The sequence below is a fragment of the Paenibacillus peoriae genome (assembly GCF_022531965.1).
GTDB classification, from domain to species: Bacteria; Bacillota; Bacilli; order Paenibacillales; family Paenibacillaceae; genus Paenibacillus; species Paenibacillus polymyxa_D.
Genome location: NZ_CP092831.1, coordinates 3,704,324 through 3,716,748 on the forward strand (window position 1 = coordinate 3,704,324; position 12,425 = coordinate 3,716,748).

Sequence of the window (12,425 nt, forward strand, 5' to 3'; positions counted from 1 at the left end):
TGGAATGCGAGACAGCGGATATTCGCAAAATGCCACGCGTGGCGGGCCGCTGTCTCAGCCGGGGGATACCCTGGGTGAATGGGGGGACGTTAGCGCGTCCTCCTTTTTCCTATGCTACGGGTTCAGCCCGATGCAACAGGACTGGCTCAATACCAGTGCTCTCTAGGAATCGCTTTTTGATCACATCGCAAAAAACAGGGTCCAACTCCAATGTCCGGCATGTCCGGTCTATCTGCTCACAGGTCATAAGTGTGGAGCCGCTGCCGCCGAAGAAATCGACAACCTCGTCACCACGCTGGCTGCTATTCTTAATTGGAATGGCCAACAGATCAAGAGGCTTTTGAGTAGGATGGACATACTTGTTCACATCGCCCCTCGAAACCTCCCATACTGTCTCAGGCAGCGGGTCCTCAACAGGCAGGCCAGCCTTCCATACCGTTGTCTGTGTCCGATCACCGTACCAGGCAGGAGCTTTCCCCTTCATGTGAGCATAAAAGACCGGCTCATGTTTGAAGCGGTACTGTGCCCAGCCGAAGGAAGCCGCATTCTTCACCCAAATACATTGTGATCGGACGACTATTCCAGCAACCTTCATCGCTTCTTCAAAGTCAATTTGATAGGAGGAAGGATGAAACACATAAATGGCTGCTGTAGGCTGCATCACCACTGCATAGTTTGAAAAAACGGCATACAAAAAGCCCGCGAAGTCCTCAGCGGGCATGTTGTCGTTCATTATGCTGCTACGGCCATCAGCAGCCAGACGCTCTGAAACACTCTCAACTGCCACATTATAAGGCGGATCAGTAACGACCAGCGCTGCTTTGGCTCCGTCCATTAAAAGTGCAACATCATCAGGATTGGTCGCATCTCCACACACCAAACGGTGCCGGCCAAGCTGCCATACATCCCCGCGCCTGGTCTCCGGCTCCTTGATTTCATCTAAAGCACGCTGGACGTCAAAGTCATCATCAGTAACCGATAGTTCCAAAGCTTCATCCTGTGGCACAGCAAACTCTGCGGCCAGATCCTCGAACTCTTCCAAATCGAAACCGGACAGGGCTAGATCAGCTCCGCTTTCCTGAAGCTCATCCAGCAGACGGTATAGTGCTTCATCATCCCAGTTCCCGCTGACCTTATTAAGCGCTAGGTTGAGAAGCTTTTCCTGCTGATCGTCCAGGTCAACAACACTTACAGTCAGCTCCGTATGACCCAGCTCGTTAACCATGATCTTGTAGCGTTGATGGCCACCGACCATGTTCCCGGTGCGCTCGTTCCAGATGATCGGGTCAATGTATCCAAACTGCTCGATGCTGCGCTTCAGCTTCTCATATTCAACATCACCAGGCTGAAGGTCAACCCGTGGGTTGTATGCTGCTGCGTTGATTTGTTCGATTGGTAGGACTCTGATTTCCATGATTCATACCCCCTATTTGAGTTGAGTTGGTTTTTCACCTTGGGGCTGGCGCAGATTTCGATACAGAGCAACGGAACAGCCCCGCCCTGACCTTCTGCTCCCTTTTCCTTGCAAACAGGAACATCCTCGTATACAAGCCCTTAGAACAGCTCACAGAAGGCGTTTTTGGGCATGAAAAAAGCACCTTAATAATAGGTGCTTGAACTCTGCTTTAACTGAATACTCTCTGCAGCCCGTATAGAAAGAACATGATGCCCCCTACCACGGTTGCCAGAGAAACAAGAATTTTAAATGCTGCATTTCCTACACGAACAATTCTCCCAAACAGAATTGCGGCAACAAGCGGTGGCAATATAATACACACACCAATCGCAATTAACAATTTCATAACTAAATCTGTGTCTACCGGAAATCCAAAGCCCAAACAAATCCCTCCTTTCGCCATCATAATTCGACATTCAGGAAGAATTATCCTCTTTAACACATGAACGAGGTCGCAAACAAAACTGTTTAACTCCATCCCAGTTTCCCCATACACAACCTTTACATTTTTTCGGCTGTTTTGGTGGACCTTTCATGTATAGCAAAATTCCTTTCTTCTGCTTCTTTTTCAAACCAAAAATCCTTTCAAAAGGCAATAAAAAAAGCCACCCAAATGAGTGACGTGTATCTGCCTATGTATTTAGAGCACCAAATGAACTAAGGCGCTTATTTAAAACCCGAAAAAAGAAACAGCGATAGGTTCTATTCCCGCAAGCGGGATGCAAAACGCTACGCTGTTGCATAAAAGCATTTGTACTTAGTAACTAGAGAGGAAGAACAAGACCATTTTACAAATTGCTAAAAATGGCCGTCAAAGAACAAAAACCGGAAAATACCGGAAAATGGGTAATTAAACCATTATAAGCTGGCTTTTGCTCACTTTCTCGATATTACTCGCTATTAAGTAAAAATAAAGTCTTAGACTGCCGCTGTTATCATTCAACTAACGTTCTTCGTTAGCGTAACGCATTACTTGACCAAATTCGATATGTTGCCGGCCAATAACCTACGTTTTCGTATGATTACTTAGCATAGTGATGTGTAGCTGCACTAACATATCAACAGTCTCTTAAATCAAAAGCTTCTTCTAGTGCGGCAGTATCTTCGAAGATTTGAAAAAACCTTATCTTCTCCTGTTCTACTTCGCAAACAATTGCCCAATCACTCTCGAACACTTTCCCGGTTACATTGACCTTGATGCGGAAATTCCCCCATGCACACGCTGCTTCCTGATTACCGATGAGTTTGTGAAGGACAAAACTCTCTATTTGTTCTGCTTCTTCTAATAAGTTTAAATAATTTCTTACACCTTCTTTTCCATGAAATGTGCCGTATAAAGGAATTCTATTAGAAGACTCTTTTTTAAGAATAATAAATTTCGCTTCATCATGAACCAATTCGATCACTTTATCAATCTGTTTGCTTCCTAATGCTTGAAAATAATTTGTTAGCACCTGTTGAGCACTTTGCATTTCTACTAATCTCCCTTCGAATAGGCGGAATAAGCTTTGCACAATCCAATAATAACATATTTTATCTACCATCCTGTCCGTTGGCTTAACGCCGCCGCTGCCAGTCTAGAACTATATTTTCACGGTCTAACACTTTATTTCCATCAAACACTCGTCCCAGACAATTCTCTCACCCAGTTGATCATCATCACCAGACTTCATGACTTCCCAGCAAACACCACAAAATGAAGCGCCAAGCGTAGTGTGAACTTCTGGATTCAGATTATTGCATATTAAACACTGTCCTTTTACAGGACGCTTTACTTTTCCTGTCTCCACATCATGGAACAAAGACGATCCCTCCTTAACTGATAATGATAGGCTGCGAGGATGACTTGTAAGATGTAACAAAAAAACACAAGCAAATATGCCTGTGCTTTTTTTGTAGCTTATCTTGTTACTCTTGAATTTTTTTTGCAATTTCCATCAATTCGTCAAGAGTGGAATTGAAAGAAGAAACAGTATAAAAGTGATCTTTTGTAATCAGATGAACAACCTTTCTTTCTTGCCCGTCAACATAAACAGCAGTATGATCGTTGATTTTAGTCGACTCAACCTTTTCCCCTTTGTATGTGTCTTTCAAACTATCAATAGTAGCCTGTTCATCCATATGGGATTCGGTTTGGATGACAATAACTTCATTACCATCAGTTCCGCGATATGACTGTCTGATGATCAGTCCATTCTCGCCTTTTAAAGCTGTTGTGTTTAATGGTTTCAAACTGTGTTTTTCAGCCGCTGTCGCTTTAAGCGAGGCTCCCTGCGCTAGATTGGGAATATGGATATCTTCTGCTGGTACATCAGATATGTTTATAAGTCCTTCGACATCACCAGCGCTTTCAACTACTGTCTCTGCTGGTGTTTCAGTCGGCGCTTGTACTGTTGAAGCATCAATCGCTTCTGCTTTCGTCTCAACCGGAACCTGTGATGGAACTTCCGATTCGGCAGCATATGAATTATATACGAATGCACCACTACCTATTACGAGTGCGCCACCTAAAGCCACCGCAACTAATTGTTTTTTCAATTTAAACCCCTCCTAAATTAATATACTCTACCTAAAGTAACGGTGTAAGACTGCTATGTATGTATTTATTGACTAATAAAGCATGTTCAAAAAACAGCTATTATAAATTAGTTAGCTATTTTTTACATTTGTTTGTATTCTCTTACATTATAAGTTTTTTATTGTAATATTTCAACAAAAACATGGACAATCCTACCAATATATTAGTGGCACGCTACGGAATTGAACCGCGCAAGGGTTCTGACCAGGCTGTTAATGTTTCCGCTGGTTAACTGGTTCCTTGCCACCTGCACGTGCCATGAATAATGTGGGCGGGGGCCACTCTCCCCCGCATGGAATGACTTACCGTTTAACCGCAGCCTGCATACCGCTACCGATCTACCGCTGTGCGTTACGGGTGCCCCTAAGGGATGCAAGGATCTATCCTTGTTCGCGGCCACATATTTGGGCTTTCCCTTGCGCGCACTGGTCAATGCCACTGAGCAGTATGTCCCTCTATCCCCTTGCAGTATCGTCGAGGCTATCAGCCTTTAGTATGCAAGTGTCATCCTACGTTGTAGCGTCTCTCTTCCGCCACCACATTAAAAAACTACAGGAGCTCTGCTGCGAGCTGCTTGAGCACTGGCGGTGTTGGGATGAGTTGTCCGTCACCTTTATTGCCCTTGACGTAAGCCTTGTCATCATAGGCATAATACACAACGCCCAAGCCCTCAACGACTGGATAGCCGCTCTCGTCGTCAGTCAGGCTTGTTTGTACGTGCTTGCCGTGCTGTGAAGCGTGCTCCTCATCGTGTAAGCGCAGGATTCCGTCCTCACTCAAAAATGAGAAACGTGGTTTTGTAGACATGATCATGTCCTCCTAATATGTTTTGTAGAAAAACCAAAAAGGCCGGCACATTGGCCGACCTGATCACCGAAGCTCGAAAGCTGAGGTGTGTTCCTTATTTGATTTTCCATGATACAAATTTACCACAGCAAAAGTCCAGTGGCGGGTCATAAAACAGCCAGTTTCCAGTCATTAAGCAGTCATTATTTTTTTAGATTCTCAGGAAACTGTATTTTTTTCCTTTCGTATGTAGTTTTTCTATCTTCTAATTCTTTTTGCTTAAATTCCTTGTCTGATTGCTTCTGCTTATCTTGGCGATCTTTATTTTCTTTTTCTTCTGCTTCCATCTCCTCATAACTTTGGATAACAATCTCATGGAGTAAAGCTTTTCTTCCTACCTCTACCGAATAAAATCTCGCGGCAAAAATAATAGTAAGGATAAATATACATATTAATATAACACTTACAAAGTCCATGTTTTTTCCGAAAATTAGTCCAATTCCTGATAGGGCAATTCCAAATGCTACAATTGAGGAGTTGTAAACCTTAATTTGCTCTACATTACTTGAAGTCCCAGCCTTTAACATCCTTAAATCATCCAAGGAGCATTCAGCCTTTAATGTCTCTTTAATTAAGACCATTTCCTCAAGATTTGGTTGACGAAAATGCACGTTAAACTTTCTCTTGAAATAATCACTTGAATTTGAATAGCCATTAAGCGCCTTTAACATGGTATCACTCCTTTTTTGTTATATATAGGAACTTTCCTTATAAAAAAGTAGACCGACATTATGCCGATCTACGATACTGCCACCCCATCGTTCTCTACTTTAATCACAACAAGTCTTAATGAAGCTGCTAATATGCCAATTGCATCGGACTTAATACGTCTAAATGAGCTCTCGCTAATCCCCATCTCTCCGCAACTGATGTAGTCAAACTCGCCTTCATCATCCAGGTAACTCCGCTGAATAACCTCACGCTGCATGCTGGACAGCTTGCTCATCGCCAGCTCCAGCAGACGATCTTTCGCCTGAAGCTCCGACTCTTTATCCACGTTATAAGTGGCAATGTCCTCCGTCTGCTTGCTGATCGCATTGGTGGATTGATGCTCTCTATAAGTATAGGACTGCGTAATCGCCGCCTCGCGTCGAACAAAACCAATCTGCCGATACTGCCGAATCGTCTCCAAATATTCTTCCACCGCAAGGCGCGTAGCTTTCTCATCAATCGGCAGAATATTGAACGTTAATTGCAAGTTGTTTTTTCTTCTTTTCCCCAATGTAATCCCCTCACTCGTGGTATAATTTGGTGAGGTTTAAGAGTGATGACCCCCGCGAGCCCAGCCAAGGAATGCGGGGGTTGTTTTGTATTACTCCGAGATGCATGTCCCACAAAACTCCTGCCACTCAGCTTGGCAGTCTTCTAAAGTCCATCCGTCGACTAAATCCTCCGGATAACCATATTCCAACAATAATTGACGATAAACTTTAGTCATTTTAATACCTAATCCCTTCTGTTCTATTAGACATTCGCAACCAACAATCTGATCCCTTAACCCCATGCGGCAAATCGTTTCACTCTCACAAGCAAGCCATCCAACGAAAGACTGGCATTGTCTGAAATATAGTATTCCTTCCCGTTGTGCTGTACATGAGAATATACCCATCTGGCAGGTACTTCTTGGTCACCATGATCTAGATACTCCACTTTACTTCCCGTCGTGAAGTATGTACTGCCAAATCCATAGCGACCATCAGGACGCTTGCGTAAAATCCCTTCCTCTGCAACCTCACCAAACGCTTGAAACATGAGCCAGATCGCCATTCCAAGTTTCTCATTAATCCGCTGGAACATGTCTCGCAAATACATATCCTGTGGATTGTTTTGACTATAGTAACTGGTCCAGCTTTCTTCCGCTGAATCAATATTCCCGATGACCTCATTCAACTGAGGAATCATACGAACGAGCTTGTTACTAATTTGATCTTTAAACGATTTTGACATGGATTACCATCCTTTCGAATTTGAAATAAGATCGTACGTTCTGTTTGATAAGTGTAAGTGACCACTGCAAACCAGCGGAACCAGTGGCCACGTATTAGATTGGGGAGAGGTCTGTTAAGCTGCTCCTCCGTTTTTCATTTGCTTGGCAACCATCTTCTTATAAGCCGTCCATTTGGTAGTGATCTGACCACTGGTCAAGCCAATGCTTTTAGCAATCTGCATCCACGTCTTGCCTTCTTCACGACGCTGTTGAAGCAAAGTAGGGAAATCAACAGGGATATCGTCAAAGTTAGGACGGACTTTCAGAATGTATTCTTCCAGTTCCTCCTTATCGACTGCCGTCTCGGAATCTGTGTCAGTAGCAGGATTTGAGTCATCCCTTGGCTTGTTGTCATCCTCAGATTCATTTTCTTCAGTATGCTCAGACGAATCAGTATTAGCACCTTCTTGCTCTTCCGGCTGATCGTCATTTTTTTGTTCTTCTTCCTGGCAGTTTACTGGCTCCCCATCTTTTGGCGGTACCGTATTGACTTGGCCTTTGCGCCATTCATCCCACTTGGCAGCCATTGGCGCGACACGCTTCCGGTATTCATCCACCATAACCACGAACACGCCTACACCTATACCGATGTCAACAGCTATTTTCAGATAGGTGTCCCCAGCGGACAAACGCTCTGTGATTTCCAAAAAGTCATACTGCATGTCGTCAAAGCGTGGCGCCAGACCGCTGAGTATAAAGTCCTGAATAATTTCAAGGTCAATCTGCTCTGGATCAGCTTTAATCTCCACTTTCTCAGGAGGAAGCCCAAGATCCATGGAGAGCTGCTCTCCTTCCGGCTTCAATACAGATACCACACCACCATCATCCACGGTGTATTTCGTGATTGGCTTGCCTGTTCTGGCATTCTTCAAAACTTTGTACGTGACAATCTGTGAATCCAAACCTCCGATAACTTTAAGCTCCAGCATACTTTGAAGCGTATTGTATTGGCCGTCCAGCTCAGAAGCTGGGATACTGATTGTAATTTCCGTTTCTTCCGATGACTTGAGATTGATCTTTTTAACCGTACCTTTAAAATTTATATAGCTCATCTTAAGCCACTCCCTTAATGAAATTTTGATGATAGGCCCAGCAAAGTGCGATAGCGTCTGAAGGATCAAAAAGACGTTCCCTTATGTCCCCGATTTTGTACTTGCCCCGTGGATCGTTTTTCTTGTACAGGACAGGAATGGCGATCTCGTCATAGTCGAGGTCGAACAACATCTGCATTTCCATGGCGACTGTCTCTTTATCCGCATTCCCTTTACCAGTTTGAATTTTGAGCTCCGAAGGACGGATGCCCACAATCGGCTTGTCCAAATGCAGGGCAGCCAAAGAAACAGAAGTATACGCCCCGACAAGCGCTAGTACACTGTTGGCATTTTTAAAGTGAACTGGACGCTCCAGTACAATCAATTCCGGTTCTTCCTGCTCGATCAGTCGGAATGTGTCCTGGTAGATGGCGTCCAAAACACCAGGCATTGCAATTGACGAATAGTCCCTTAATCCAAAGTCTATCGGCTTACCATTTCGCATTGTGGCCCAACCAGCAAAATTTGTGCCGTGGTCAATCCCCATAATCTTCAAAGCTGCTTCCCCCTCTTTTTACGCTTACGTGACTGCTTGATCAGCAGCATGTTGTGATCAAGGACAAATACCTCGCCTACACCCTGCCGCCTCGGTCTCGTACAGTTTGCTTTAGCTGAGTTTGATACAGCGAGTCTTTTATCTGAAGTCGCATGACTTGTCACTTCCTACGATGGGCCAGTTACCAAGTATCAAACGAAACTCAGTCATCCCCTCGATCAACTCGCTCTGATCAATGTCCCTCAGCTCCTCGAGTAATTCCCTTTCGTCAGGAACTTGTCCAGTGCAGACAAAACGATGTTTCATGTACTCGTAGACGCTCCACCGCGTCCAGCATGACGGCTGCATCAGGCTCCCCGCCGAATGACACGTTTTTTTTAGCCCTGACTTACTTACGAGTTCCATCTTTGTGGGCGTATCCTGAACCACCAGCCATGTGTTCGGCTTGAGTTTCCGTGCCTTCATTTCCTCTTTCTGTCGGCGTGTCGGCCGCGATGGCCGTGTCTGTTTCCCCATGTCGGTTCCTCCCCTACGCGATTTGTTGTGTCTCTTTCTCAAATTTGAGTTTCACTACTCCAGTAGGACCATTACGTTGTTTTGCGAGGTTGATTTCCAAAACACCTGGGTCCGGTGTGTCAGGGTTGTAGTATTCGTCCCTGTACAGCAACATGATATCGTCAGCAACCGCGCTGATTGCCGCGCTGCCTGATAAGTCCGAAACAAACGGTCTCTTGTTCTGTCGGCTCTCCACATCCTGCTTGACCTGAGATAAGCCGATCAGTGCGCAGTCACAATCCTTCGCGGCTTTACGCAACTTCTGACAAACCCTGTGCAACCCAGAACCGCTGTTGTCGTTACGTTCAGCCGGTTCAACCACTTCCTGTAGATAATCCACAATGACCAAATCAAGCCCTTCTTGCCGCTTCAATCGACGCATTTCGGAACAAATGTACTCCGCAGTCACGCCCCGGCTGTCGTCGATATGAATTTTCCGCAAAAACTCCATCTGCATAGAAATTCGCTCGATCTGTTCTGGTTTCAGATGTCCTGAACGTATTGCTTGCAGTGGAATACTGCACAGATTAGCGATCATTCGGTTATAAATCTGTGCCTTGGACATTTCCAAGCTAAAGTCCGCGACCTTATGACCGCGCTGCGTCGCCCGCATCTTGATTTCATTAGCAACGGCAGACTTACCCATGCTAGTTCGAGCTCCGATGACGACCAGGTTAGTACGCTGGAACCCTAGCGTCAGTCGGTCCAATGCTGACCAGCCCGTCATAATGCCAAGCGCTCGGGAAGGGTCCTGTGTTTTAAGCACCAAGTCCTCGTACCACTGGATGATGTCGTCAACCGCCGTATCCTTTAGCAATGCTTTAGGCCGAATATCCAGTGAGCGCTGTTCAAATTCATCCAGTAATTCTTCAAACCCACCTGATGACAAATCCAAAAATTTATCACGATATTGACCAACCAAATCCAGCGCTTTACGACGAGCATCGGTTTCGATGAGCTGCCTGATATTCTGCTCCAACATTGAAACTGCAACGGCAGAACTGGCCAGTTTAGACAGGTAGGAAACTCCACCCACCTTTTCAAGATGCTTTTCGAATACCGTCACCAACATGGTCATGGATAGTTCCTGTTCGGTCCGATGTAGTTCTAGTATCATTTTCAGCAGATTGCGATGCCAAGGTTGTGTAAATAAGCTTGGCTCCAGTGTTACGGCGACTTCGCCTACAAGGGAGGGGTCTCGAAAAAAGGAACCTAAAATTTCAGCCTCAAGTAACTCCGTATTCAGCAAGTCGTTGCTCATCTGCCTTTCTCATCAAAATCGTAATGGGGTCGTCTTCTTGAATTTCTGCTTCCGCCGGTGAAGCCCGATCCATTCGGCGTTCCGTTTCCGGTCCACCACGTTTACGGTATCCTTCCAGCGTACCCCGGACGTAAGCCAAGCTCTTTTTCTTCTGTCGAACGGCTTCCCTCATGGCTTTCAGAAGCCATTCTCCACCGTAATCGTCGAAAAGGACTCCCAAGTCTTCGGTTTCAAACGGGGTCACTTTCCCGTTATCTGCAAAATTGTTTTCGTAAGCGCGGTAGATATAGCCAAAGGAATGATCCGAAGAAAGTCCTCCTCCCCCACCCCTTTGCTCTGTATCTAATTCCTGTACAGTATCTAAAGATGTAGTAGTGTTTTTTTTAATAATTGCTTTAAATATTGTTTTAGAGAGCCGAAATCCCTTGGTATGACAGGAAAAATCACGTTTCACAGTTACCTTTTTAGTAACTGGCGAGTTACCTTTTTGGTAACTGAACAGTTGCCTTTTGTGTAACTGAGTTACCTTTTTAGTAACTGGGATCGGTTGCTTTTTTGGTAACTCAGTTACTTTTTTAGTAACTGGTTTGCCGAGATTTGGGGCATGAGTTTCAATGTTGATTTTGATTAAATCGTTCATCATTTTGGGGTCATATCGCTCCACCACATCTACGGACCACATATCATAATGTTTGTTGATCTGGAACACATTCATATGCTCATCCCAAAACAGTACATGGTTCTCAACCAGTTTTTTCAGTTCCTTTTTGATATGTTCCTTGCGGACACCACATAGCTCAAAATGTTTTAGCATAGGGATTTTGGCCGATGGCTTCCCGCATCCCCAGCTCAGCGTGAGGACAAAATCAATAATATCCCGCTGCCGCTGAGTAAACTTCCGCCGGATCAGCTCTCGATGTATTTCATGTGATATGCGTATATGTGCGTCCGTAGGCTGAGGATTAACATTGGAGTCCACCGGCTTCACCACCTAATCTCTTGCGATTTTTATATAAATACCGTTCGCTTCTTCACACCGCCCAGAATCATTTACACACTCTGCTCCCTATCATCCCTGAGAAATATATAAGGGTACTTAGCTCGAACCACTGTCCAGCCTGGATAGCCCCGCGCGAAGTATTCTCGCACCTCGCACTTAAAGGCTACAGGGTCGGACTCTTTAATTCGCCAAATGTGTTCACCGATCATACTGCGTAACAGCGGCTTGCCAGTAATCTCATCTATAGAACTCATTCAAATTCCAGTTCGTCCTGACCCGATCCATCGGCAGGCTGCTTCAGATCAGCGTTATTCTGCTGAGTTGCATCATCCGTCTGAGGTGTTTCACCGTCTTTAGGTTCAGTTGGCATATCAAAGACAAAAGGTTCATCGTTTGGAGTGATATCTTTACGCACCGTCTCATCCTGAGTAACCGCAGAAGCTATCTCAACACTGATAGGGAGCCACTTCCATCCAGACCGAACCACCGTCTTCTTGCACATTTCGGTGTAATCTGTAACCCAAGGTCCGTTGTTAGATGCCTTGGAACGTTTTTTGTGCGCTTCAATTTCGCTGATCGGCATATAGTGAATGAAATGACCGCCGTCATTAAACTTGGCAACCATATAAGCCCCAATGATCTTCCCTGACTCGGCAGGTCGAGCATCCTTGCGCAAAAACCAAGGAACGTGCTGCAATTTTTCCTCCAGCCCATATGTCAGCTCAATGAAATCATTTTCATAGACTTCGTGAGCGGCAATAGACTTGATGTTTCCGGACCGTCGGGCCAAATCTATCATCCCTTTGTAACCGATGATAAATGTGGCTTCCGTTTTATATGGGATGATGTAGCAATGTCCGATCAGACCAGGTTCAAGTCCGAGCTGTGCCGCTTGCATGACCGCCCCCATGAGTGACGGCATAGAGCATTCCAGTAGCTTCGGATTCGTACGAATCGTCGTCAGGGCAATACGGCTGAGCCGATCAATGCTCATATGCTTTGGCATAGCCTCCGCAATCTGATACTTCATTTTGTCCATATAAGCGGCGATGGTCTGAGAAGGTGTAGGCGCATCGTTTTTTGCCCCAGCCGCCTTATTTTGAAGCTTTTTTTCAAGGGTTGCTCCGTTACTGCGTTGTCCTGCCATAATAGCCT

At 45.2% G+C, this 12,425-nt stretch carries 15 protein-coding genes; all 15 read right to left on the reverse strand.

Annotated features, from left to right (window positions below; all coding sequences use genetic code 11):
- Window positions 1–109 precede the first annotated feature (109 nt).
- Window positions 110–1,414: a site-specific DNA-methyltransferase gene (locus tag MLD56_RS16350; RefSeq protein ID WP_241113349.1), complete on the reverse strand. Its 1,305-nt coding sequence runs from the start codon at window positions 1,412–1,414 to the stop codon at window positions 110–112.
- Window positions 1,415–1,625: 211 nt separating this feature from the next.
- Entirely contained in the window at window positions 1,626–1,838 is a 213-nt protein-coding gene (locus MLD56_RS16355; RefSeq protein ID WP_241113350.1) for a hypothetical protein, read from the reverse strand.
- A gap of 676 nt (window positions 1,839–2,514) precedes the next feature.
- A complete protein-coding gene (locus tag MLD56_RS16360) occupies window positions 2,515–2,928 on the reverse strand; it encodes a nuclear transport factor 2 family protein (RefSeq protein ID WP_241113351.1) in 414 nt (137 codons plus the stop codon).
- A 436-nt stretch (window positions 2,929–3,364) separates the two neighbouring features.
- Window positions 3,365–3,994: a DUF4367 domain-containing protein gene (locus tag MLD56_RS16365; protein WP_241113352.1), complete on the reverse strand. Its 630-nt coding sequence runs from the start codon at window positions 3,992–3,994 to the stop codon at window positions 3,365–3,367.
- A gap of 589 nt (window positions 3,995–4,583) precedes the next feature.
- Window positions 4,584–4,841 (reverse strand): hypothetical protein, encoded by a 258-nt coding sequence (locus MLD56_RS16370; RefSeq protein ID WP_241113353.1) that lies wholly within the window; start codon window positions 4,839–4,841, stop codon window positions 4,584–4,586.
- 182 nt (window positions 4,842–5,023) lie between these two features.
- Window positions 5,024–5,551, reverse strand: a complete 528-nt coding sequence (locus MLD56_RS16375; RefSeq protein ID WP_241113354.1) for a hypothetical protein — start codon at window positions 5,549–5,551, stop codon at window positions 5,024–5,026.
- 68 nt (window positions 5,552–5,619) lie between these two features.
- A complete protein-coding gene (locus tag MLD56_RS16380; RefSeq protein WP_241113355.1) occupies window positions 5,620–6,102 on the reverse strand; it encodes an ArpU family phage packaging/lysis transcriptional regulator in 483 nt (160 codons plus the stop codon).
- Between the two features lie 272 nt (window positions 6,103–6,374).
- Window positions 6,375–6,827, reverse strand: a complete 453-nt coding sequence (locus MLD56_RS16385) for a DUF5348 domain-containing protein (RefSeq protein WP_241113356.1) — start codon at window positions 6,825–6,827, stop codon at window positions 6,375–6,377.
- Between the two features lie 114 nt (window positions 6,828–6,941).
- On the reverse strand, window positions 6,942–7,919 hold the full coding sequence (locus MLD56_RS16390) for a hypothetical protein (protein WP_241113357.1): 978 nt from the start codon (window positions 7,917–7,919) through the stop codon (window positions 6,942–6,944).
- Window position 7,920: 1 nt separating this feature from the next.
- A complete protein-coding gene (locus MLD56_RS16395) occupies window positions 7,921–8,445 on the reverse strand; it encodes a crossover junction endodeoxyribonuclease RuvC (protein WP_241113520.1) in 525 nt (174 codons plus the stop codon).
- A gap of 147 nt (window positions 8,446–8,592) precedes the next feature.
- Entirely contained in the window at window positions 8,593–8,970 is a 378-nt protein-coding gene (locus MLD56_RS26140) for a DUF6906 family protein (protein ID WP_431196551.1), read from the reverse strand.
- A gap of 13 nt (window positions 8,971–8,983) precedes the next feature.
- A complete protein-coding gene (locus MLD56_RS16400) occupies window positions 8,984–10,270 on the reverse strand; it encodes a replicative DNA helicase (RefSeq protein ID WP_241113358.1) in 1,287 nt (428 codons plus the stop codon).
- Window positions 10,236–11,249, reverse strand: coding sequence for a replication protein (locus MLD56_RS16405; protein ID WP_241113359.1), 1,014 nt, complete (start codon window positions 11,247–11,249; stop codon window positions 10,236–10,238). Before MLD56_RS16405 ends, MLD56_RS16400 begins: the two co-directional genes overlap by 35 nt.
- A gap of 71 nt (window positions 11,250–11,320) precedes the next feature.
- On the reverse strand, window positions 11,321–11,524 hold the full coding sequence (locus MLD56_RS16410) for a hypothetical protein (RefSeq protein WP_241113360.1): 204 nt from the start codon (window positions 11,522–11,524) through the stop codon (window positions 11,321–11,323).
- Entirely contained in the window at window positions 11,521–12,417 is an 897-nt protein-coding gene (recT, locus tag MLD56_RS16415; protein ID WP_241113361.1) for a recombination protein RecT, read from the reverse strand. The genes MLD56_RS16410 and recT overlap by 4 nt, the downstream gene beginning before the upstream one ends.
- Window positions 12,418–12,425: the final 8 nt, after the last annotated feature.